The sequence below is a fragment of the Neobacillus rhizophilus genome (genome assembly GCF_018343535.1).
In the GTDB taxonomy this organism is placed as follows: domain Bacteria; phylum Bacillota; class Bacilli; order Bacillales; family Cytobacillaceae; genus Neobacillus; species Neobacillus rhizophilus.
The window spans coordinates 78,129-102,630 of record NZ_JAGYPF010000006.1; the positions used below are offsets into that span (position 1 = coordinate 78,129).

Below are 24,502 nucleotides of genomic sequence, written 5' to 3' on the forward strand. Positions count from 1 at the left end.
TCTTACTTGGCGCTTATTAAATCGAAATATGCTTTTAGTATTCCTTGCCCGATTTTTTTATTTACTGGATGGGAATCTGTTTGTGTATTGGGAACGACAATGGAAAAGGCAATCTCTGGGTCATTAAATGGTGCATAACCGACCAATGTTAAATTATAAGTGGGTCTGTCGGTAATGAGTTTTTTCTTGATTGGGTCATAATAGAATGCTTCTGCTGTCCCTGTTTTCCCTGCAATATTATAGGAACGAAACGGCTCTTCAGCAAAGGAAGATGTAGCAGTCCCTCCAGCTTCTTGGTAAACCTTCCTTAATCCTTCTTGCACTCTTTTTATATGAATAGGTTCCATGTCTATGCGATTCAGAACAACTGGCTCTAGGGACGAAAAAACGGGCCCCAGCTCTTTTTCCGTTGTGGATAAGCGAATTTCTTTTACTATGGTTGGCTTTATTCTATTTCCATTATTAGCAATCGTGGCAATATATTGAGCCAATTGAATTGGAGTATAGGTGTCAAACTGGCCAATCGCAAAATCCAGGGCTTTACCAGGGATGGAAGTTTCACCTGGAAGACCTGTTGCCTCGTTTGGCAAATCGATTCCCGTCCTAACGCCTAAACCAAATTGGTTAAAATAATACCTAAAGGTTTTGAAAACCTCTGTGCCTCCAGGCAGCTTCATATTGGGGTAATATTCTGTCCCCATCATTTTTATGGCTGTTTTAAACATATACACGTTCGATGATCTTTTTAGCGCTGTTAAATCGTCAATCACATCCATGTTGGTATACGATTTTTTGATAGGTGTACTTTGAATGTTTAGCGGTTCATCCAGGATTGGGGTACCTGGCCGTATCACGCCTGTCTTAAAACCTGTTAATACAGTAGCGCCTTTTACTGCAGAACCCATGGCATAGGAAGAGGTAATGGTCCCTAAAGCATAATCATTCACTGTCCACTTCCCATCTTTTTGCTCTAGTTTTTTCCCGGCCAGGGATAGAACTTCCCCTGTTTTTGGGTTCAACATGACAACAAAGGCACGATCCAAGAATGGCCCTCCGCCATTGATCTTTGCGGACATCAGTTCATTCGCTAGAATTTCTTCCACTCGCTTTTGCAATTCTATGTCGATTGTCAGCACCAAGTCCTTGCCTGGCTTCCCTTCGCTCATTACCTTGCTCGAAATGATGTTTCCGGAACTATCCGTCTGGTATTGGATTTTTTCTTTCTGTCCTTTTAAAACATCCTCATATAATAACTCAATTTGGCTTTTTCCCACACGGTCATTGCGGCTATATCCTCTAGGAAGATAGTAATCTAGTGAGTCTCCGGGAAGCCCTTCTTTTGCCGTTGTAACATTTCCTAAAACAGAACGAAAGATGTCTCCATTAGGATAATCTCGCTTCCAATCCGTGACGACATCTACACCTGGAAGACGGTCCAAATTTTCGCTTACGATAGCCAACTCCTCTAATGGAACATCTTCATTTTTGACGATTTGTGGCGTTAAGAAATAGCCGCCTGCCATCTCACGATAAATAGCTGCGATTTCCAGCTCCTCTTGGCTGATTTCAGCCAAATCTGTTTTCGGATCAATTCTTTTTAGCTGCAGCAGGTATAATTCTTTATTGGTAAAATCTTTATTATTTCTTTCTTTTGCTGTGAGCTTTTGTTCAGCTTTCTTCGGACGCGTTAAGATCCAATAATCCTTTATATCCCGCTCTGTTAATTTATCGGTCTCTTTATCTATTAGTTTTGCTAGCTCTTGTGCAACCTTCAATACCTCCTGATTGGAGATATTGACATCCCTGGTATAGGAAATGGTATTAACCGACAAATTGCTGACGATTGGCCTTCCAAATCGGTCATAAATCTCCCCCCTTGGAACGGGGTGATTGACCGTAATATTATCAGTTCGTGCAATCTCTTTTTGATAATCTTCACCATATACAATTTGCACCAGACCCATCCTAAAAATAAGGGCAGAAAATAACAAAAACACAATCACGAAAAGAATATTAACTCGGGCCAGTTTAACGTTTTTCTGTTTATTCCTAGTCATCCAACCAACCTCTCATTATGTATGGACACCTTTTCAAAAAATTAAGCCATCTCTTTAGATGCCTAATTGAAATTTAAAAAAATTTACTCGTATCTTCAACTTTTATTGATGACACTTCTCCACAGTCCTTACAAAATGTATAAATTAGGGAAGAACCTGTACTGAAAAATTTGCTTATCGGCATAATCTTTGCATAATTATTGCTGACTTTTCCTTTTGAAAAAGAAGTACCCCCACAAGCCTTGCAAGGTTCTTGGTTTTTGGCATTCATACGATCACCTCATCCAGTAGTTAGGTCTATTTTACGTTGGAACAGGTAGTAATTTCCAGTGAAATGCATACGAAAGAAACACGGGGACGGTTCTTCTGCTTCATGAGGCAAAAGAACCGTCCCCGTGCATCATTTCGGTATTGTAAACGGAAGGACCCATTTTCCTGCAATTCCGTCTGTCCGCTTGATGACAAACCGATATTCTCTTGCTCCTTCGAGCGGCGGAAACAGGATATCCCCCGTTCCAGCCTTGGAAAACCCGCTTGTTCTAAATCCTGCGGAAAGGAATTCATAACGGGTGCCATCTGAGGCTTTTTCAATATACATCTCCAAATTTTCATGTGCCACTGACTTTTTAAATTCAGCAGTATAGTCGAGCTTTGTTGAACTCGGGGTCAAGATGACTTTCTTTAGCTTTATTTCCACTTCCTCATTAGACACAACCGCAGCCGGATGAATCGTTTCCTTTGCATCCTGCCATTCCTGGACCCACTCCATGGTCCAAGGTCCACTCTTTTCCTTTGAAAAATCAGCTGTCGTCCAATTCAGGACTCCTATTTCCAGATGGAACCTGACACCCAATACTCGCTGCCAAGCCGGCGCAGCAGGAAATTCAATCATTCCTTTATTGGTATCGGAATCCATGCTTACACTATAAGAGTTATAACGGGACATTCCAAACTGATCTACCAGCTTAATACTCTCCGGCATCCAGCTCCCTGAATCAGCAGGGGGCGGGTTCAGTTGAAAAAAGATAACCGTACGGTTGCTATCTGCATAGGTTCCGACGATGTCGATACGAAAACCATCAACGGTTGCCGACAGCTCCTGAGCTTGAATATTCCCTTTTTTCGCCTCCTGAAGCAATCCTACATCTTGCTTGGAAATGAGGTGTTCCGCAAATGGGACTGACTGGACGGCAGCATAAGCAAATGCTTCCCACCTTGGCATGGCGTAGAAGCTAAATTTCAGAAGACCCAATATCAATACTAGTACAGCGGCAGTTAATATCGTTCTTTTAGCAGTAAGATACCAGGCTTTTGCTTTTATTGTACTTTCCGTCTTTAATGTATCCCCCTCTGCCATCGCCCGTTCTGCCATTTTTGCAAAATCAGGATATTCACTGATTTCTTTCTGATAATAGTTTCTTAGCATGTTTTCAACTTCTATATCCTCGGGGTTGCTAACTGGCGCAAACCTTTTATCGTCATTGTTCATGATTTGCCCGCTCCTTACCAAAATGATGAGTGTATTCCTTAGGCATGTGCTTCCTTATCGTTTTCAGCGCCCGGTGAATCCGCGACTTAATCGTTCCATCCCGCATTCCTGTAATTTCTGCAATCTGCCGGAAGGTTAATTCTGCTGAATAATGCATCGCAAGCAGATGGCGGTCTTCCTCAGAAACCGTTTGAAGAAGCCAGTCAATCTCCTCGCGGTCTTCGATTCTCTGGTAGGAAGAATGCGCATCTGCCTGCTCCCAATCCCGGTCGTGCAGCATCTCTCGATTTTTGGTTTTGTTTTTATCAAGAAATACATGCCACAATACCCGGAAGAACCAGCCCTTTAGATTAACGCGTACACCTTTCCCTGATTTCCATGTCCTAAGGAAAGCCTCCTGTACGACATCCTCTGCTTCACTCCTATTTCTAGTCCAATACAACGCCAAGCGAAATGCTTCGGGACCCACCATCTCACAAAACTTCGTATATTCACCCGGACTATCGATTCTATATTCGTCATTCTCTAAAGCCAAGCAGCACACACTCCCTCGAAAAGCCTTCTACATAATACGACTTTGATTATCCAAAAATCGTTGCATAAATTTGGTGAAACATGGGGACGGTTCGAGATCACTGAAAAACACTCCAAAGTAGGGGTCTTAAAGACAAAACGTCCTCGGTTTAGGGTAGAATGTTTTTAAAAAGCCATCTATTCTGCCCTGAGTGCATGAAAAAGTGCCGCAACGGTAAAAATAAGCGGTCTATTCTGCCCATGAGCACAAGAAAAGTGTTGTAATGGTAAAAATAAACCGGTCTATTTTGCCTGTGTGCACAAGAAATGTGCCGCACCGGTAAAAATAAGCAGTCTATTCTGCCCGTGGGCACAAGAAAAGTGTCGTAATGGTAAAAATAAACCGGTCTATTCTACCCGTGGGCACAAGAAAAGTGTCGTAATGGTAAAAATAAACCGTTCTATTCTGCCCGTGGGCACAAGAAAAGTGTCGCACCGGTAAAAATATGCCACTTAGGTACTCCGTTTAGCCTAAGAAAAATAGCGCTCCAGTTTCGTAGGATGTATTTTCAGTGGTCTCGGACGGTTCTCCTGCCTCATGAGGCAGAAGAACCGTCCCCATACATCACTATTGATTAATGCGATAGTTTTCAATCGGATATATCTATATATTGTATTGCATAATTACCAGAAAACAGTAACATAAATGATATACGTCCTTTAAAAAATGCCTGGAAAATTCCTCGGCATTTTTGTTTTGTGTAAGTATTTTTAAAAAAATAATGATAGGGGTGTTGCAGCTTTATGAAGCTTTATGGAAAAATCTTCAAAGAATATTGGAATCCCTATGTAGCTATCAGTATTGCAGGATTAGTAAGTGCATTGTACTTTGGCATTACCGGTACAGTTTGGGCCGTCACTGGGGAATTCACAAGATTGGGCGGACATATTTTAGGATGGTTCGGTGTCGATGTTTCGGATTGGGCCTATTTTCAACTGGTCGGTCTTCAAGGGACTCCCGTCAGCCGGACAGATGGCTGGATTGTCATCGGGATGCTGGCTGGCGCACTCATTACAATCCTCCTAAGCAACAGTTTCAAAATCCGGGTTCCGAAACAAAAAAGGCGGTTGGTACAAGGATTTATTGGCGGAATTATAGCAGGGTTTGGCGCCCGTCTCGCTCTTGGCTGTAACTTGGCCGCTTTTTTCACGGGCGTCCCTCAGTTTTCATTTCATTCATGGATTTTTATGGCTGCCACTGCAATCGGGACCTTTTTTGGCGTTAAGGTTGTGAACACAAAATGGTGGCGAGGCAAACCAACACTGACGAAAGGAACGATGAATCCAGTTGTCACCGAGCATGATCAAAAAAGGAACATCCAGCCTATCTTGGGTGTAGTCTTTGCTTGTCTTTATATTGGTATCATCCTTTACTTTTTCGCAGCAGGCAAAACTCTTTTGGCGGTTGCATGTATAGCGGGGGCCTTGTTCGGTATTCTCATTGAACGCGGACAAATTTGTTTCACTTCTGCTTTCCGCGATTTATGGATCAGCGGACGTGCCGTTATGTCAAAAGCCATTGCCGTCGGCATGATGATTAGTGTCGTGATAACATTTATCTACATTCAAACCGGCTCTGTTGCTCTCATCAAAATTGCTGCTCCAAGCACTGTGATTGGCGGGCTATTATTCGGATTTGGTATTGTTCTGGCTGGCGGCTGTGAAACCGGCATGATGTACCGGGCAATGGAAGGTCAATTGTTATTCTGGGTTGTCGGTGCAGGAAATATCGTCGGAGCTACTTTCTTGGCATACGGCTGGGACCACCTTGGGATTTTTCATGCCCTTGGGGAAAATTGGCCGAAGGTAAACTTAATTGAACAATGGGGACCTACAGGAGCCCTGGTTGGTACAATGGCTATGCTACTTGTTTGGTTTTTACTTTCAAACTGGTGGGAAAAAAGGTTCCGTTATGGGACTGGAATCAAACACGAAAAGAAAGAACGGATTTCTCACGTTACAAAGGAGGCTTAATCCATGTCACAGGTGATGGATGTTAACTACACTTTAGACATTCGCGGCGAGCCATGACCATACCCTGTCATTTATGCGCTGGATGCGCTAAAGTCTATGAAAATCGGAGAAGTTTTACAGGTCATCGCGGACTGCCCGCAATCATTCCGCAGTGTGCCGGAGGAAGCCGTCAAACACGGCTATAAACTTCTAGCCGAACCGAAAAAGGTTGGGCAGGATATTTATTTTTATATTAAAGTGGTGTGAAACAAAGGGACGGTTCTTCTGCTTCGTGAAGCAGAAGAACCGTCCCTTTGCATCATTTTTTACTGATGAATTCTCTGAATTGGTCCATATTGAAGTTTTTCCCTGGGCAGGTCTTGGTTGTGCCAGGTAACTCGCGATGACCTAAAACATCGGATACAGGAATATTGAACTCGCTCATTAAATAGTGACAAAGTTTTTTCGCTGACGATAATTGCTCTTTTGTCGGATGGTCGACATCAAAATCTCCAGTAAGACAAATACCTAGGGATACTTCGTTATAATGATAAGCGTGGGCGCCTACATGGTAACCTCTCCCCTTCAGAATCTCTCCGTTTGCTTCTATAAAAAAGTTATAGCCAATTCCACTCCATTTACGTACCGCTTGGTGAAAGTGGTGGGTCTTATAAATATCCCAGCCCCGTTCCTGGGCATGATGAATAATAATATATTTTATCCCATCAGAAATTTTCTTTAACGGTTCGGAAAATTGTAAAGGAACATCCCTGACAAAGCTAGGTTCTTTTAACATGAAATCACTCCTAAAAATCAAGATATACCCCGTCTGGGATAATGTCTTGATGATCGATTTGTTCACGGACCTTTACTGATTGAAGATAACGAAAGTGAGCGTCTCCAAAGATTTCTTTCTTTATTTCTAGACATTTTTCCATATATCCGGTTACGGCTGCCTGCTTACTTAATAAAAAGGATAACACGGCAAGATTGTGATAGACCTTTGCTGCTTCCGCGGAGGAGTCCCCCAAATTTCCAACCACGATTTGCAAAGCCTTTTGATAAAGATTTTGCGCTTTCCGATACTTTCCTTGCCGTATGTATACGTTCCCTAAATGATTTAGAGCCTGACTAAAGTTAATATGGGTCATACCAAAGACTTTTTTACCAAACTTAATCACCGCAAGCCCCATCTTTGCCGCATCCTCGTATTCCCTTTTATGGTGATAAAAATAGACAAGACTGATATATGCTGCGGCAATCTTTCTCTCATCAAAATTCTCCGGTCTTTTTCGGATTTCGATTGATTTTAAATAGAGAGGCTCCGCTTCTTCCAGTCTGCCCATATCTTGATAAAGTGTCGCAAGGTTGTTGGCAGATAACGCAACGCCAAGGTGATTTGCTCCCAAGACCTGCTCCCTAATCCTTAATGACTCTAAATATAAAGGCTCCGCATCCTCATATTTTCCCTGATTGTGAAAGATGGTAGCCAAGCCATAATAGGTTTTTGCTGTAAAGCTATTATTTGGCCCGTATACCTTCTCAGCAAGATCAACTGCTTTTCTAAACAGCTTTTCCGCTTCTTGATATTTTGTTTGTTTAAAATATATAAAGGCCAAGTCATATACAATGATTGCCAATACCTGACCTGCCTTGTCTGTTGGCATCGGGTCAAGATAGTTGATTAGCTGCTGATGCAGGGGAATGGAAACCTCCCACTTACCGTAATTAAAAAATCTCGAGTCCTCCGCTCTGAACCATTCCACAAACTCCTCTAACGGCATCAAATTCTTCACCGCCAAACTAAACCCATGAAAAAATGATTCATCCAGCCAAAAAGAGGGCTTTTCTACCGTTGATTTAAATTCATATCGACTTAGCAGTGATGAAAAATATTTAAATAAAAACTGGTTTCCTTCCATAAATTTATGATTACCAATATGGTCGCGCAAGCTTTCACGCATCAAAGAATGCATTTCCCATCTTCCATCAGCACCCATCTTTATAAAAGAAAAATGAATAAGGTCATCAAAATCATCCGCATAAAAGCCAATATCAAATTGTTTCACAAGCAGTGTAAATAACTCGCGATCCCAGGAACGGGTGAGAGCCAACAACTCTAACGCTCTTCGTTCACCCTTTGTCAGGTATTTCATGAAACGAGTGAACAGCTTTTCTACATTTTTCTCAAATTGGAAATCTTCCTTTACAGGTTCCCTTTCTTTTAAAATTCTTTTAAATAAATCGACGGAAAGTTCAATCGAATACGGGAGCCCTTTAGAGTAGCCCAATATCGTAGAGATGACCTCTTCTTGATAAATGCCGTGGCGGCGTAAGATCTCTGCTCCAACTTCTTCACCTAATGAGGTTAGCTGCGTCTGAACAATGACATCATTCCAATCTTTATCTTTCTCGGCCCATCGTAACCGTTCCCGTCCAAAAATCACCCATGTTATGCCTGGGGTGACTTGAATCCACTCGCGAATCCATTCATCTACGTAAAACTCGTCCCCTTTTAAACGCTGGTCTTCCCATAGAGCTTCATATGTATCTATAAAAATATAAACTTTAGCGGCATTTTTTTGGATATATTCCAGCAAATCCTCACTGAAAATTTGCGGCAGCAATAAGAGGAGTTCAGATGCTTCTTTATCAGACAACAAAGATAGATAGCTCATTTTCCTTTCATTTAAATACCTAGTTACTAATTTATGGCCTTTATGATATAAGTTATATATCTTAGGAACAAGACTAATGCCCGGAATTTCCTTTACTGTATTGATGACATCTAAAAGGAAGTCACTTTCATCTAATAGCGGGGCGGATGAGTCATTTAAAGCGAGATTTGGGTATGCTTTATTCATGTACAAGGAATAGGCGATGTCAAACAAGGCGAAATTTATTTTGTACTTTTTCCCTAAAGATTTTCTTAAATGAATAAGAGCATTATCAATTTTTTGATGCTCCTTTGTTTCAAAATTTAGAATGCCGACAGTATCCAAGTTCTGTTGGATTCTTTTGACCATCTCCTTCCTGAGAGCTGTTTTCCCAATGCCTCCTACCCCATAAAAGGAACGAACCTTATATGTTTCAAAGGAAAGCGGGGCCAGGCTATCCTCCCTAAAAAAATCCAGTAAAATCTCCTCGCGTCCAACGAAAATATCACTAGACTGCTGACTTAATTTCTCCTCTAAACTCGGTCTCTTAAATCCCATTCAACCACCCTATATGCTAAAAAGTATATGATATTTATTATAACAGGAGATGATGCATGGGGACGGTTCTGGTGCATCATAAGCAATATAAAAAAGGAGACGGTTCTTCTGCTTTTGAAGCAGAAGAATCGTCCCCGTGCATCATTTAACGTGTTATAATACGCATAATGTGTTAACCAAAATGTATTTCAAGTTTACCTTTAACATTAAATTAGGAGGAGAATTATGTATAGGCTGCGAGGTCATCATCTTTTTTGCCTTCTCGGCTATCGGGGAATGGGCTATTCCGAAGAATACGTGAAAAATATGACACGTTTGCATGAAAACTTGAGAAAAAATCCCACAACTTTAATTCATCTTGTAAATGGACCTGACCATTTGTGCGAAAAATATCCTAGCACCGGGCAATACCACTGCGAAGACAAGCATATATATGAAAGAGACGCCGCTATTTTAGAGAAAATGGGGCTTAAAATCTGGCAAATTCTGAGTTGGGAAGAGATCGAATCGCACATCCGAAAGTTTGTCGTCCCCGCCGATATTCAAACCATCTGCGAAACATGCTCCTGGCGTTCCTACGGAGTTTGTGAGGAAGGGATTCAAGAGATTCATGACGGGAAGGGCTTAAGGGAAGTTAAATGAAACATGGGGACGGTTCTTCTGCCTCAGAGGCAGAAGAACCGTCCCCATGCATCACTTTATGCCCAGAAATTTTTCGTATCTTGATAATACTTCCATATAAATGGGCGGTGGTGCGACATCTGGTTTCTTTCTCCTGACTTTCCTCAGTGCCAGTTCACGATCTAACCGATATCGGTACATATAAAAAGCAGTTAGAATCAAACCAGTTCTGTGTATGCCAAACCTGCAATGGATTAGAACTCGATGTCCCCGGTCCATCAACTTGTCTATTTGCTTTATCAAATTATCTAACCATTCCACACTTGGTTTAACCCAAAGAAAGATGGGAGACCAAATCATAACTCTCCTTGAAAAATCAAATTCAGGCTGATCAGGGGTTATGCAGAGGTTTACGATTGCCGATATTTTTTTTCTTTTAACAAAGTCCCAGTCATCGGAGGAAATACTCCCCCCTGCGTACAATCTTCCTGGAATCATTTCAATATGGTTCAAATTTGTTTACTCCTCCATACATCATTAATTTACTTTATGAAAAAAGAAAGGTTAAGTTCCCCATCCTTCCTATCCCAGAATTTTTTACGTGCATACAAAAAACGACAATGTTTGACGATTACATTTAGTAGAATAGTAGTTACAATTTAATGTTTTTGTTAAAAAATAGTAAAACTTGAAACATAACCAACATACTTAACGTCTATAGGATGGATAGCTGAAATTACCTAGGGTGGGGGGATTCTTTTTGGAAAGTACGGTAAATATTAATGAAATCAATCAACAACGCGCAAATCCAACAAAACGATTTGCAAACTGGAAGTTTATCACAGGAAGTATCATCGTTGGTCTTGCAGTCATTGCGGCAGGCAGCTATTATCAGGCAACCCACTTTAATTCAAATATCAAGATTAATAGCGTAAAAGTCAATGGACTGAGTGCTGAGCAAGCACTTGACAAGTTAAAAACAACCGAGTTAAAAAACGTGGTCTATATCGGCAATCAGCAAATTATAGATGGTGAAGATACGAAGATGGCATTTACGGACAAAGATTTGGCCGATGTCAAAAAATTATTAAAAAGCCAGTGGACGTTTTTACCGTCTTCAAAAGCAAAAGATTATTCATTAATGCCTGGAATTCAGGACCAATATCGAAATCAGACGTTGAAAAAACAGTTGGAAGAAAAGCTGCTATCCATGAATCAAAGTTTAAAGGTGCCTCAAGATGCTGTTGTTCGTTTGGAACAAGGTAAAATTGTTGTTTCTAACAGCATTGACGGTGAACAGTATGATGTCGCCAGTCTTCTCAAGGACTACGAAAAGCATGAATATGTTGGTGAAGTCCACCTTAATCCTGTATACATACAGCCCATTAAAGAAGACAGCGAGTTTGTAAAAAGTCAACAGAAAAAGCTGGAGGAATTCCTTGCACGGACCGTTGAATATAAGGTTCAGGATAAAGTTTTTTCGTTAAACGCCAGCGAATTAATTAAAAATGCGTCCATTTCAAAAGATTTGCAGATTAAGATTGATGATGCTGGTGATATAAAGAATAAGATCGCTGAAATTAATAATTCACAATCCACATTAAATAAAGATTTCTCATTCAAGACTCATTCAGGTTCAGTGATATCGGTAAAAGGCAAAGGCTATGGCTGGGCCATAAACGTTGATAAAGAAATACCGCGGATTCAGGCAGCTTTTGAAAATGGGGAGAAATCCGTTGCCGCCTCCAATATTTACGGTAAGGGCTGGAAAGGTGAAGGCTACGGATATGATACGATTACGAACAATGGCATTGGAGATACGTATGCTGAAGTCTCCATTGCCGAGCAGCGAATTTGGATATACAAAAATGGACAATTAGTCGTCACGACGAATGTCGTAACAGGCACACAGAGCACCGGTCATGGTACATCACCAGGAGTGTGGTATATCCTCTATAAGCAAACACATGCCACCCTAACGGGCAGAGAAAACGGAAAAATCACTTATCAGACTCCTGTTGATTATTGGGCCCCTTTTACGAATGACGGACAGGGATTCCACGATGCCAGCTGGCGATCAAATTGGGGAAGTAAAGCCTATCTTGCGGCAGGATCACACGGCTGTGTCAACACACCGCCAAGCGTGATGAAAACCGTATACAATAACCTCAGTGCCTATCAGCCAGTTATCGTTTATTAAAAATGACCAAGGGCCAGTTCTTCTGCTTCAATTTTCAGCAGAAGAACTGGCCCCTTGCACACTAAAAAGTAATGGTATTTATATCCAACGGAAAGTAAAATAGACATGTAGGTATTATTTTTGTTAAGGGGCGGATCGGTATGATTATCGTAACAACCGAGAATATTGCGAATCATAAAGTAACAGAAGTGTTAGGTCCTGTATTTGGGTTAACTGTCAGGGCAAGAGGAATTGGTAAAGACATCATGGCTTCTTTAAAGGGGCTTGTAGGCGGAGAAATCAATCAGTATACAGAAATGCTTGAAGATGCCAGAAAACAAGCGATCGACCGGATGGTGAAAAACGCTGCAGCAATGGGGGCAAACGCGATTATTATGATGCGCTTTGACTCAGGAGAAATCGGACAGAATATGAGTGAAATTGTTGCTTACGGAACAGCTGTTGTTGCGGAAAAGGAATAAACTATGAAGTGGATTTTGGGATTTTACGGCATCCAAATCTTCATCCTGATTATTCTAATCATCCTCTCCTGGCTCATTTGGGACCGTCGCTTCAAGAATAAACATGGACAGCAAGTACCTAAAGGCTTCATCCGAACAAATGAAGTATCCATTGATCCAACCACCAATAAAAAATTAGTCGTTTACTTCAATCCGGAGACCGGAGAGCGATTTTATAAAGAGGACTAAACAAAAGGTAAAACACGGGGACTGTTCTTCTGCTTCATTTTTTTGAGGCAGAAGAACCGTCCCCATGCATCATATTCCATAATAACCGCAAACAACCTGGCCGACAGCTTTTGCTGCTACTAGAAGGGCGTCTTCGTCTATGTCAAATTTCGGATGGTGGTTGAAGTATGGTTTTTCTACTCCTTTTGGTGTACAGCAAATGTAGAAGAAGCAGGCCGGGAATTTTTTTGCATAGTGTGCAAAGTCTTCTGATGGTGATAATTTCGGGAATTCCTGTACTTCCGTAATATCTTTATCATTTGCATTTTTTAGAATCTCTGCCACCATTTCCGTTAGGTCCGGATTATTATAGAGCGGCGGATAGTCTGGTGTATATGTCATCTCACAAGTGACGTTAAATTCTTCCTCAATCCCTCTTGAAATACGGCGAATTTCTGTTTCGATTAACTCCCGGGTTTCATCTGTCATTGCCCGAACATCGCCTTCAATTTCCACACTATCCTTAATGACATTAAAGGTACCCTTCCCATCAAATGATCCAATGGTGACGACGCCCATATCAAATGGGTTTAAGCGGCGGCTGATAACGGTTTGAACAGCCGTTACAAAATGAGCTCCGGCGACAATCGCATCATTGGCTAAATGTGGCGAAGAACCATGACCGCCTACCCCTTGGACCTTTAATTTAAAGTAGGCACGTCCAGGAAAGACGTATCCACTGTTATAGCCAACAACCCCGGAAGGTCCCATTGGCAGTAAATGAATACCGAAAATATTGTCCAAATCATCAAGCAGCCCAGATTCAATCATGCCGATTGCTCCGCCTGGCGGTACCTCTTCAGCAGGCTGGTGGATAATTTTAATTGTACCGGGAATTTCATCCTTTAGCTGGATTAAACAATCGGCCAGAACCATGAGATAGGCTGTATGTCCATCATGAGCGCAGGCATGCATGACACCTGGATTTTTCGATTTAAACGGGACATCTGTCTCTTCAAATATTGGCAGAGCATCGAAATCAGCGCGTAATCCAATCGTCTTCCCAGGCTTTCCGCCTGTAATCGTCACGATTAACCCGTTGCCGCCGCCCACTTTCCGATCTACCTTGACATCCTTTCCTTTATAAAATTCTTCGATATATCTGCTTGTGTTTTCTTCTTCAAACGATAGTTCAGGATGTTCATGAAGATATCGGCGAATTTCTATCATCTCTTCTTTACGCTCTTCTAACATTTGCATTAGTTTGCTCTTCATTCCCAGTTCCTCCATTCAATCTTTTTTGCAAAAATTCTCCGCACATTAACTTGCTTGGGGTTTGGTCTTTAGAACACGCCCACGCTCTTTCTCTTTCCCTGCATTTTGCGGAACCATGATGATAATTGATAACAGCGCCAGCACGCCAAAGATCACATTTACAATCACGCCTGCGGTTGCTGCGACTTCAATGCTGGTAACGGCCGCCATTGTGCTGTAGACTGTCGCGGAAATCGCCACACCGAAGGCGCCGCCAAGCGAACTTGCCATTTTATAAATTCCAGCTGCTTCCCCCACTTTGTTGGATGGAGCATTGGATACTGAAGTATCAGTAGAAGGGGTTGCATATATTCCAAGTCCCAGGCCAAATAAGGCAAAGCCAATAAACACGGCAATCGTATATGATAAGTCATTCAGGAAGGTTAATCCCATCATCGCAACGCCAACTGTTGTAATAATCGTTCCCCAAATCATCGGTTTCTTCGCGCCAACTTTTTGAAGAATTTTCTCTCCGACTCGAATCATGGCTAACACAGCAACCAAGTAGCCGAGTGACAGCATACCTGATTGGAAGGCTGTGAATCCCCTGCCGACTTGAACATAAGTGTTTGCGACAACAAGTGTGCCTGCGATTGCATTTAATAGGAAGTTTGAATAGGTCGCTCCTGCGTATGGCTTATTTTTAAATAAAGAAAAGTCAATTAGCACGATTTTTTTGTTTTTTTCCACCTTGAAAAAGACAATCGCTCCAACAATCGCAACAGCCGCAAGAATGATGGTAGTTGGGCTTGTCCACCCTAAATCTGCTCCAAAGGCGATAAATACGTTTAACGCAAGCATGGTAATAATGAAGATGACTAAGCCTGCATAATCGAATTTAAAAGCACCAGATGTTTCACCCTTACTCTCTGGAGTATCCTTAATTAAAAACATACCAAGAAGGGCAAATATGATGGAAAAGATAAAGATCCATCTCCATCCCATGTAAGTAGCAATCGCGCCCCCGGCAAATGAACAAACCCCTGATCCGCCCCAAGAACCGATGGACCAAAAGCTTAATGCTCGCTGTCTATCTGCTCCCTCATAATACGCTTTTACTAACGCAATAGTTGCCGGCATAATACATGCTGCGGACAAGCCTTGAATGATCCGACCGATAATAAGAAGAACCGCCCCTTGGGCAAAAACTAAACAAAGGGATCCGATAATGCTTAAAATCAATCCAATATTGGTAATTTTTTTACGGCCTATTTTATCTGCAAGCCCGCCCGCAGCCACAATAAACATACCTGAAAATAAAGCACTTAAGCTAATCGCTATATTCAACGCCTCAAGTGATACCCCTAAATCCGCTTGAACAGATGGGACGACATTGACCATTGCTTGTGCAAACAGCCAGAATGTAATAACGCCAAACACAATCCCGGTAATTAATTTATTTGTACCTTTATAGGTCATCATAAATTCCTCCTTGACCATTATAATTTGTTTTTTTTGTCTTGGTTAAACTGCAAACTTTTAAAAGTAAAACAGGTGATTTAAATCATCTTGTGCCTTTATTATAAAAAAATGACCCCTTGTAAAAGGAGTCATTTTTTATGCAGATAACGGTATCGTCAAAGGCATTTATTAACTTAAAAAATAGGAACACAAAATTTTACGGTCAATTTTTTACCTTATAGGATTACTTTTCTTATATCAAAAAAGTGAACCGCATTTATAGTTAAATAGGAGTAAAACGACCACTCCTCATCAATCATTTCATCAAAAACCTCTAAACTTGGATGGCTTGTCCGGATAATATAGTCAATAATCTCTTGGTCCATACCATATTTACTATTGTTTTCCCTCCAGTTTTTATAAAGGGCCCCATGGTCTTTATCAAAAACATATTTGCGAATTTGATATTCACCGCAGGGAATCCCTTTAATCGTTACCCGCATTTCTCTCATTAATTTTTGCAGAAAAGTTTCTTCAATTGAAAAATAGGGGTTCACAATATTACTGTTCATTAATACAAGCTGATAGCCGCGTTCATTTTCTGTCATGATATAAGATGGACCCTTTGCGACTACTTTACCTTGCAATTTTTTGAAGAATGACATGGCATAATAGACAGGCCGCTTACCATTAAAATAATGAAACAACTCCATTCCTTCTAGGGGAATATCTTTTCCTCCGATATTTTGCTCGTGTGTTTCGGTATTAATCCAGAAACCGAGCGTTTTCACGTCATCCGAAACTTTTATGGCATCATTCAAGATTAAAGCTCCCCGGAAAAAGGTTCCGTTCGTATATCGGGTATTTCCTGAAATGGTGTTCCAAGTCAGCAAATGCAGCGGCTTCTCAATGGAATGCGATTTTAAATATTGCTTTAATTTATCCGTTTTTTCCTTTATAAAATCTTTTGCTAACCCATAATGATGGTCGATTAATTCTTTAAAATCGATCACTTCATTAGGGCTTACTTTATAGGCGATAAAATCAATTTCCATAGCTTGCTGCAAAATCCATTTATACTGGTCATTTGTTGTACCTACGGTAAATGAAAAAGGTAAAAACGCCCCTACTTGAATCGAAGGAATTTCTGTTTTTATTAAATTCCGCAGTTTCAAATAAAATTTCTCTAATTGTTTACTCTCAAAAGCCTGACCAAATGTTTCTGAAAATAAAAAGCACCATGTGGCAAGATAACTTTCACCGAATACTTGTAAGCAATGTTTTAAAAAGTTCTGTAGTTTATGAAGATAGACATTTTCATCGGATGATATTTCAGCGTAGTTTACTTGAATATATAAAGACAAATCATTCGTTTTCATAAACTGAATGACTTCATCTGAATTATAATACGGTGATGTCGTTGGTATTAATTCATCTGTTTCTACCGCTGGAGATATCGTCCTTCCACTCAGTAATTTCTGAATTCCAACATATTTGATATGTAAATCTTCTTTCGCTAACAGCACTTGTGTTCGAACGGGTTTTTTTAGTAATTCCCTTAGTTCGCCAATCATTAAAATATGGTTTGGATGATTTAATATTTTTCTATTTACCGAACTCACATCAATTTCCAGCTCTTCAAAGCCGGTTTCCGTATTACTAAAGGGTTTGTTATTTTCACCTTCCGCTATAAGAGCGCCTAATTTCATTAATATATCTGGAGAACTAAGAAGGGTCTCTGATTCTTGCAGCTGAAGGCTTTCAACTAGAGCAACTTTTTCCTGTGAGTTCTTTTCACGAAAAGTATGCGGCGTTTCCCCATAAACCTTCTTAAACAAATTTGAAAAAGATTTGGTATTAGGAAAGCCATTTTTCAATGATATATACGTAATCGATTCGGTTGTATAGAGCAAATCCTTAACGCTGTGTTCTAAACGAATATTCATAAAAAAATTGATAAAGCCTGTACCTAATTGCTGTTTAAAATATCGCGAGAAATAACTGGGAGACAGATAAAATTTATGAGCAACGTCCTCCAATGTGAGCTGTTCATCATAATGCTGTTCAAGATACAAGATAATCTGTTTCAGCCTGGTATCCTCGACATGAATATTTTCAGAAATCCTTCCCTGCTTTTTAAATCGGCGAATTAAAGTGATTAAAATCTTACAAAGCATTTCGTGCATTTCAAGACGGTAGCCTTCATCCTGTCTGCAATAAATAACCATTAATTGAGCAAGTAGTTTCCGCATTTCCGACATCAAATTTTCTTTCCCTCTATCTATTTGCTGGGAAAACAACTCAAATTGATAACGACGGTACTCCGGATAATATTGCGAAATAAAAGAATCAGAAATACTTAATGTTAAAACCGTATTTTTCTTCGAACCTCGGACTTGATATATTTGATTTCGGTTAATAACAAGGTAGTCATATTCTTTAAGGTGATAAAACCGGCTATTGGTTTCAATCACTAATTCACCATCCAGGACAAGGAAAATTTCAATCCCCGAATACAGAGTAGATGATAAAAGCTCAATATGTTGTAAACGCAACTGAAAGTCTTCACCTGCAGCCACTTGTATCACTCCCTTCATTTATTCATTGTATCCAAAAAAGATTCACAGGGACGGTTCTTCTGCCTCAGTGAGGCAGAAGAACCGTCCCTGTGAATCAGTTAATTGAGAAATGTTAATAACAATTGAAAATTAGAGTTTTTTTGTCAGTATATTGATTAGCGCCAATTATTTTAAATAAGAGTTCATTCTCCTTGACAAAACGGCAATATTTATATAATAATATCTCTTGTATTAGAATTATTTTAAAAAACTAATTATAATTAAAAGGAAAATAATTAGTTCCCTGTAGTTTTGGCTATACTGCTATAGTGAACTATTTATTAATACACCCTCAGGAGGAAGATCATTATGTCTTTAATCGGTAAAGAAGTACAACCATTCTTAGCACAAGCTTACCAAAATGGTGAGTTTATCTCAGTTTCTGAAGAAACTTTAAAAGGTAAATGGAGCGTCCTTTGCTTCTATCCAGCAGACTTCACATTCGTATGCCCTACTGAATTAGAAGACCTGCAAAACCAATATGCAACTCTTAAAGATCTTGGTGTTGAAGTATACTCTTGTTCAACAGATACTCACTTCACTCATAAAGCATGGCATGATCACTCACCAGCTATCAGCAAAATCGAATATGTTATGATCGGCGACCCTTCACAAAAGATTACTCGCGCATTCGATGTACTTGACGAAGCAGAAGGTCTTGCACAACGCGCTACTTTCATCATCGATCCAGACGGTGTTGTCCAAGCTATGGAAATCAATGCAGATGGCATCGGCCGTGACGCAAGCACAATCGTTAACAAGATTAAAGCAGCACAGTATGTTCGTAGCAACCCAGGTGAAGTTTGCCCTGCTAAATGGCAAGAAGGAGCTCAAACTCTTAAGCCAAGCCTTGATCTAGTTGGCAAAATTTAAGGAGTCCTAACTATGATTTTAGATGCAGATATAAAAGCACAATTATCCCAATATCTTCAAATGATGGAGGGCGATGTGCTGCTTAAAGTTAGCGCTGGATCTGATGAAGTTTCTCGTGACATGCTAGCCCTTGTGGACGAATTAGCTACCATGTCACCCCGTTTTAAGGTAGAGAAAACAGAATTGCAGAGAACGCCAAGCTTTAGTGTAAATCGGATTGGAGAAGATACGGGGGTAACATTTGCCGGAGTCCCACTTGGACACGAATTTACTTCCCTAGTGTTGGCACTGCTTCAGGTTAGCGGAAGAGCACCGAAGGTTGACCAAAAAGTCATTGACCAAGTGAAAAATATCAAAGGTGAATATCACTTTGAAACTTACGTTAGCCTAACCTGCCACAACTGTCCTGATGTTGTACAAGCACTGAACGTGATGAGCGTTCTTAACCCAAACATCTCTCATACAATGATTGATGGTGCGGCATTTAAAGAAGAAGTTGACAGCAAAGACATCATGGCGGTTCCAACGGTTTTCCTAAATGGTGAAACCTTCGGCAGCGGCCGGATGTCACTCGAAGAGATCCTTGCCAAGATTGGCAGCGAACCAGATGCTTCAGAGTTTGCCAATAAAGATCCATACGATGTGCTTGTTATCGGAGGCGGCCCTGCCGGTGCGAGTGCGGCAATTTACGCTGCACGTAAAGGCATTCGTACTGGTATTGTGGCAGAACGCTTCGGCGGCCAGGTGATGGACACGCTGGGTATTGAAAACCTAATTGGGACGAAATACACGGAAGGTCCTAAGCTCGTAGCAAGTCTCGAAGAGCATGTGAAAGAGTACAACGTTGATGTCATGAATCTGCAGCGTGCGAAACGCTTGGAAAAAAATGACCTCGTCGAAGTGGAGCTTGAAAATGGCGCTGTTCTAAAAAGTAAGACGGTCATCCTTTCAACAGGTGCACGCTGGCGTAATGTCAATGTTCCTGGCGAAGCGGAATTCAAGAACAAAGGTGTAGCCTACTGCCCTCACTGTGATGGTCCATTGTTTGCCGGCAAAGACGTGGCCGTTATCGGCGGCGGAAATTCCGGCATTGAAGCAGCGATTGACCTTGCAGGTATTGTGAAGCATGTAACCGTTATTGAATTTGCTCCGGAGCTAAAGGCTGATTCCGTCCTGCAAGACCGCCTAAACAGCCTTCCTAATGCAACAGTCATCAAGAACGCGCAAACAAAAGAAATTACCGGTACTGACAAAGTAAACGGTATTACCTATGTTGACCGCGCAACTGGCAAAGAACACCATGTTGAACTACAAGGTGTGTTCGTTCAAATCGGTCTTGTTCCAAACACCGAGTGGTTAGATGGTACAGTTGAACGCACTCGCTTCGGTGAAGTCATTGTAGACAAACACGGCGCTACAACCCTCTCTGGAGTCTTTGCTGCAGGCGATTGTACCGACAGCGCATTTAAACAAATCATCATTTCAATGGGATCAGGAGCTACTGCAGCCTTAGGCGCATTTGATTATCTGATCAGAAATTAAACAAAAGGGACGGTTTTTTTGCTTCATTTTGAAGCTGAAGAACCGTCCCTTTTCCTTTACGTGATGCATCAGAACCGTCCCCATACATCACCAATTTATGTTAATTCAAAAAAAGCAAAAAAATCTATTGACATTTATCTCATATACGGATAATATGAAGAAGCGTTATTTTGGAAAGCTAAAATATATCTAATCTTGAGTCTTTCCAAGCAGATAATTTTGACCACTTCCTTCAGGGAGTTAAGGCCATACGGACAGCCGGGTCAAATGCCGAGTGGCAACTTGGTTGCCTTATTGATTGAGTTAAAAGCTCAAATTTTATAAGTTGGTTACTTTACAACCAGTGCATATGCACACAACTTGTGAAACGGTCAATAAGAGTGGAAAAAGGCATTATTTGCTATATAGACTCTGATCAATTGATATATTTTGATTATTAGAAGCTTTCTTCATAATGTCCAATTAACCATTATGGTAGAGGTATCCGTGTGTTTTTTTTACGGTATACTTATGCTTTTTAATATGACGATTATATCTAAAGCAAGTGTTGTGCGCGTTAATATGCGAATTACACTTGCTTTTTTTGTTAGAAAAATATTACTAAGTGAGGGGATATGAAAATGGGTAAAGCACTTATTATCGGGGCTGGCGGCGTAGCGTCTGTTGCCGTTCACAAATGCGTTCAAAACAGCGAAGTATTCGAAGAGATTTGTATTGCAAGCCGTACAAAATCAAAATGTGACGAGCTTAAAGCTAAATTAGATAGCACAACCAAAACAAAAATTACCACTGCTCAAGTAGATGCAGACAACGTTGATGAACTAATCGCGTTAATTAATGAAGTAAAGCCAGATATCGTCATGAACCTGGCATTGCCATACCAAGACTTAACCATCATGGATGCTTGTCTTGCAACGAAAACACACTACATGGACACAGCTAACTATGAGCCTGAAGATACTGCTAAATTTGAATACAAATGGCAATGGGAATACAAAGAGCGCTTTGAAAAAGCTGGTATTACTGCCCTTTTAGGAAGCGGCTTTGACCCAGGCGTGACAGGCGTATTCTCTGCTTATGCATTAAAACATTATTTCGATGAAATTGAATATATCGACATCCTTGACTGTAACGGCGGCGACCATGGCTATCCGTTCGCAACAAACTTTAACCCGGAAATTAACATCCGCGAAGTTTCTGCTAACGGTCGTTATTGGGAAAATGGCGAATGGGTTGAAACAGATCCAATGGAAATCAAACGCGTTTACAACTTCAAGGAAGTTGGCGAAAAGGATATGTATCTCCTTTACCATGAAGAGCTTGAATCCCTTGCGAAAAACATGCCAGGACTTAAGCGTATCCGTTTCTTCATGACATTTGGCCAAAGCTACATTATGCACCTAAAAGCGCTTGAAAACGTAGGAATGACTTCTATCGAACCAATCGAATTCGAAGGAAAGCAAATCATTCCACTTCAGTTCTTGAAAGCAGTATTACCAGACCCTGCTTCCCTTGGACCTCGTACAGTCGGCAAAACAAACATCGGCTGTATCTTCAAAGGGAAAAAGGACGGCAAAGATAAAACTTATTATGTATACAATGTTTGTGACCACCAAGAATGCTATAAAGAAGTCGGCTCTCAAGCCATCTCTTATACAACTGGTGTTCCGGCCATGATCGGCGCTGCCATGATCTTAACTGGCAAATGGAACAAAGCGGGCGTATACAATATCGAAGAATTCGATCCAGATCCATTCATGGAAGAGTTAAACAAATGGGGACTTCCATGGGTAGAGGATTTCAATCCAGTTCTTGTTGATGAACTACCTGAAGACTCAAAACAACCGGAGCTAGTTCGCTAAAATGCGGTTTGAAGAACTACCAACACCATGTTATGTAGTCGATGAAGAGCTTGTTGAAAAAAATCTTAAAATCCTTAACGGCGTTATGCAGCGTACCGGAGCGAAGATTGTTTTAGCGCAAAAAGCTTTTTCTATGACAACAATGTATCCCCTCATTGGACAATATTTAAGTGGTACTACAGCAAGCGGGTTGTTCGAAGCACGGTTAGGCTACGAAGAAATGGGCAAAGAGAATCACGTCTTTGCCCCTGCCTACCGTGAAGATGAAATCGATGAAATCATTTCGATTTGTGATCACATTATCTTTAACTCTTTTTCACAGTTAGAAAGATTTAAAGATAAAGCCTTAAAAGCCGGCAGAAAAGTGGGCTTGCGCATCAATCCAGAATGCTCCACTCAAATTGGACATGCGATTTACGATCCATGTTCACCTGGTTCCCGTTTCGGCGTGACTAGAGAACTTTTCCGTCCGGAATTGCTTGAAGGTGTGTCCGGTCTTCATTTCCACACCCTTTGTCAGCAAAACTCTGACGACCTAGAAACAACCCTTAATGCAGTGGAAGAAAAATTCGGAGAATGGCTTCCACAAATGGAATGGATCAACTTTGGCGGCGGCCACCATATCACAAGAGAAGATTACGATATTCCTAGACTAGAAGCTTGTATTAAGAGAATGCAAGAAAAGTACGGCTTGAAAGTATATCTTGAGCCTGGAGAAGCGATTGCTCTTAACGCTGGCTATCTGATTACATCTGTCCTTGATTTACACCAAAATAAAATGGATATCGCTATTCTTGACACGTCTGCAACCTGCCATATGCCTGACGTATTAGAAATGCCTTACCGCCCTCCTCTCTTTGGTTCAGGCGAAGCAGGCGAGAAGCCATATACATATCGTCTTGGCGGGCAAACCTGCCTGACAGGCGATGTGATCGGCGATTATTCTTTTGACCAGCCATTAAAGAGCGGCGACCGCTTGGTGTTCGGCGATATGGCCATCTATACCATGGTTAAAAATACTACCTTCAACGGCATGGCACTTCCAGCCATTGCAGTAAAAGATAAAGACGGCGATTGCAAAGTTGTACGTGAATTTGGTTATCAAGATTTTAAAATGCGACTTGCATAAAAGGTATAGCAAAACCAGACTCAGAGATGGGTCTGGTTTTTACTATTTTAACGCCAAGTATAAGTCCTATTAAATATATTATTTGGGGCTAAACTAGAATAAACGTCCTTCATCGAGGTTGTTTTCTTCTCGGTCCGGGCACTAATACCGGTTATTGGTTACCCATCTAGTTCCTTCTGGTTTGGTGCGCAAATACCTTCTATTTGTGACTCTTTCGGTGTTGTTCTTCCCAGTTCGGGTACCAACCCTGTCTTTGATTACCCTTTCGGTCTTGTTCTTCCCAGTTCGGGCACCAATACCTGTCTTTGGTGACTCTTTCGGCGATTTTCCTCCCGGTTCGGGCACCAATACCCTCTATTGGTTACCCTTTCGGCAATTTTTCTTCCAGTTCGGGTACCAATCCCCTCTATTGGTTACCCTTTTGGTGTTGTACTTCCCGGTTCGGGCGCCAATACCTGTCTTTGGTGACTCTTTCGGCGATTTTCCTCCCGGTTCGGGCGCCAATACCCTCTATTGGTTACCCTTTCGACGATTTTTCTTCCAGTTCGGGCGCCAATACCTGTCTTTGGTGACTCTTTCGGCGATTTTCCTCCCGGTTCGGGCGCCAATACCCTCTATTGGTTACCCTTTCGGTTGTTTTCTTCCCAATTTAGGCACCAATACTGGCATTGAGCCTAAAAGAATGTCATTTTTCACCCCTAAAAGAAAACTATTTAGCGTAAAATTACACCCAATCAGCGGATAAAGCTGTTCTATCAGCGAATTGAGAACTTCTATTGGCGAATCACATGTTCTATCAACAAATTAACCGATCACTTTAATACGCTACCTTCTCCTCCCTCCCTCCCCCATAATTTAATAAATTTTTAATACCTCCTTAATAGCCTGTTTAGGCTGTTTGGTTATGATTATCTTGTTCGCCGTTTCATTGCGGAGAGGCTGATGGTATAAGATAATATCAATATCAACCCGGGAAAATAACTGGTT

General features: G+C 41.1%; 20 protein-coding genes. 10 read left to right on the forward strand and 10 right to left on the reverse strand.

Annotated elements, in window-relative coordinates; translation table 11 throughout:
- Window positions 1-2: 2 nt before the first annotated feature.
- The 4 genes from KHA99_RS27700 to KHA99_RS27715 all read right to left on the reverse strand — a co-directional run bounded on the left by KHA99_RS27700 (window position 3) and on the right by KHA99_RS27715 (window position 4,081).
- The gene (locus KHA99_RS27700) at window positions 3-2,057 is read right to left on the reverse strand and encodes a peptidoglycan D,D-transpeptidase FtsI family protein (protein WP_249366985.1); all 2,055 of its coding nucleotides are present in this window, start codon (window positions 2,055-2,057) and stop codon (window positions 3-5) included.
- 73 nt (window positions 2,058-2,130) lie between these two features.
- Window positions 2,131-2,328 carry a hypothetical protein gene (locus KHA99_RS27705; RefSeq protein WP_213120742.1) on the reverse strand — a complete coding sequence of 66 codons (198 nt, stop codon included), beginning with the start codon at window positions 2,326-2,328 and terminating at the stop codon, window positions 2,131-2,133.
- A gap of 129 nt (window positions 2,329-2,457) precedes the next feature.
- Window positions 2,458-3,546 (reverse strand): DUF4179 domain-containing protein, encoded by a 1,089-nt coding sequence (locus KHA99_RS27710; RefSeq protein WP_213120743.1) that lies wholly within the window; start codon window positions 3,544-3,546, stop codon window positions 2,458-2,460.
- Complete coding sequence (locus KHA99_RS27715) at window positions 3,536-4,081, reverse strand: RNA polymerase sigma factor (protein ID WP_213120744.1); 546 nt, start codon at window positions 4,079-4,081, stop codon at window positions 3,536-3,538. The genes KHA99_RS27710 and KHA99_RS27715 overlap by 11 nt, the downstream gene beginning before the upstream one ends.
- Window positions 4,082-4,863: 782 nt before the next feature.
- Between KHA99_RS27715 and yedE the strand changes: the two genes are divergently transcribed.
- Together yedE and KHA99_RS27725 are read left to right on the forward strand one after the other, a co-directional pair.
- Window positions 4,864-6,093: a selenium metabolism membrane protein YedE/FdhT gene (gene yedE / locus KHA99_RS27720; RefSeq protein ID WP_213120745.1), complete on the forward strand. Its 1,230-nt coding sequence runs from the start codon at window positions 4,864-4,866 to the stop codon at window positions 6,091-6,093.
- Between the two features lie 69 nt (window positions 6,094-6,162).
- Window positions 6,163-6,339, forward strand: coding sequence for a sulfurtransferase TusA family protein (locus KHA99_RS27725; RefSeq protein ID WP_284037878.1), 177 nt, complete (start codon window positions 6,163-6,165; stop codon window positions 6,337-6,339).
- A gap of 52 nt (window positions 6,340-6,391) precedes the next feature.
- Here KHA99_RS27725 and KHA99_RS27730 read toward each other — a convergent pair whose 3' ends face one another.
- Entirely contained in the window at window positions 6,392-6,868 is a 477-nt protein-coding gene (locus KHA99_RS27730) for a peptidoglycan recognition protein family protein (RefSeq protein ID WP_213120747.1), read from the reverse strand.
- A 10-nt stretch (window positions 6,869-6,878) separates the two neighbouring features.
- Complete coding sequence (locus KHA99_RS27735) at window positions 6,879-9,287, reverse strand: tetratricopeptide repeat protein (protein WP_213120748.1); 2,409 nt, start codon at window positions 9,285-9,287, stop codon at window positions 6,879-6,881.
- 225 nt (window positions 9,288-9,512) lie between these two features.
- On the opposite strand from KHA99_RS27735, the gene KHA99_RS27740 reads away from it, so the two are divergent.
- Entirely contained in the window at window positions 9,513-9,929 is a 417-nt protein-coding gene (locus tag KHA99_RS27740; RefSeq protein ID WP_213120749.1) for a DUF1284 domain-containing protein, read from the forward strand.
- 51 nt (window positions 9,930-9,980) lie between these two features.
- On the opposite strand, the gene KHA99_RS27745 is transcribed toward KHA99_RS27740, so the two are convergent.
- Complete coding sequence (locus tag KHA99_RS27745; protein WP_213120750.1) at window positions 9,981-10,421, reverse strand: protein-tyrosine phosphatase family protein; 441 nt, start codon at window positions 10,419-10,421, stop codon at window positions 9,981-9,983.
- Between the two features lie 247 nt (window positions 10,422-10,668).
- Here KHA99_RS27745 and KHA99_RS27750 point away from each other — a divergent pair, with 247 nt between their 5' ends.
- The 3 genes from KHA99_RS27750 to KHA99_RS27760 all read left to right on the forward strand — a co-directional run bounded on the left by KHA99_RS27750 (window position 10,669) and on the right by KHA99_RS27760 (window position 12,797).
- Window positions 10,669-12,108, forward strand: a complete 1,440-nt coding sequence (locus KHA99_RS27750) for a L,D-transpeptidase family protein (protein ID WP_213120751.1) — start codon at window positions 10,669-10,671, stop codon at window positions 12,106-12,108.
- A 140-nt stretch (window positions 12,109-12,248) separates the two neighbouring features.
- Window positions 12,249-12,569, forward strand: coding sequence for a YbjQ family protein (locus tag KHA99_RS27755; RefSeq protein ID WP_213120752.1), 321 nt, complete (start codon window positions 12,249-12,251; stop codon window positions 12,567-12,569).
- A 3-nt stretch (window positions 12,570-12,572) separates the two neighbouring features.
- Window positions 12,573-12,797, forward strand: a complete 225-nt coding sequence (locus KHA99_RS27760; RefSeq protein ID WP_213120753.1) for a hypothetical protein — start codon at window positions 12,573-12,575, stop codon at window positions 12,795-12,797.
- 69 nt (window positions 12,798-12,866) lie between these two features.
- On the opposite strand, the gene KHA99_RS27765 is transcribed toward KHA99_RS27760, so the two are convergent.
- The 3 genes from KHA99_RS27765 to KHA99_RS27775 form a co-directional block, all read right to left on the reverse strand.
- Window positions 12,867-14,051, reverse strand: coding sequence for an amidohydrolase (locus KHA99_RS27765; RefSeq protein ID WP_213120754.1), 1,185 nt, complete (start codon window positions 14,049-14,051; stop codon window positions 12,867-12,869).
- 45 nt (window positions 14,052-14,096) lie between these two features.
- Entirely contained in the window at window positions 14,097-15,512 is a 1,416-nt protein-coding gene (locus KHA99_RS27770; protein ID WP_213120755.1) for an MFS transporter, read from the reverse strand.
- 215 nt (window positions 15,513-15,727) lie between these two features.
- Window positions 15,728-18,070: a helix-turn-helix domain-containing protein gene (locus KHA99_RS27775; RefSeq protein ID WP_307852204.1), complete on the reverse strand. Its 2,343-nt coding sequence runs from the start codon at window positions 18,068-18,070 to the stop codon at window positions 15,728-15,730.
- A gap of 348 nt (window positions 18,071-18,418) precedes the next feature.
- Here KHA99_RS27775 and ahpC point away from each other — a divergent pair, with 348 nt between their 5' ends.
- The 4 genes from ahpC (at window position 18,419) to nspC (ending at window position 23,515) form a co-directional block, all read left to right on the forward strand.
- Window positions 18,419-18,982, forward strand: a complete 564-nt coding sequence (gene ahpC / locus KHA99_RS27780; protein ID WP_213120757.1) for an alkyl hydroperoxide reductase subunit C — start codon at window positions 18,419-18,421, stop codon at window positions 18,980-18,982.
- 12 nt (window positions 18,983-18,994) lie between these two features.
- Entirely contained in the window at window positions 18,995-20,524 is a 1,530-nt protein-coding gene (gene ahpF, locus KHA99_RS27785; protein WP_213120758.1) for an alkyl hydroperoxide reductase subunit F, read from the forward strand.
- Window positions 20,525-21,144: 620 nt separating this feature from the next.
- Entirely contained in the window at window positions 21,145-22,386 is a 1,242-nt protein-coding gene (locus KHA99_RS27790; protein ID WP_213120759.1) for a saccharopine dehydrogenase family protein, read from the forward strand.
- 1 nt (window position 22,387) lies between these two features.
- Entirely contained in the window at window positions 22,388-23,515 is a 1,128-nt protein-coding gene (gene nspC, locus KHA99_RS27795; RefSeq protein WP_213120760.1) for a carboxynorspermidine decarboxylase, read from the forward strand.
- The last annotated feature ends 987 nt before the right edge of the window (window positions 23,516-24,502 follow it).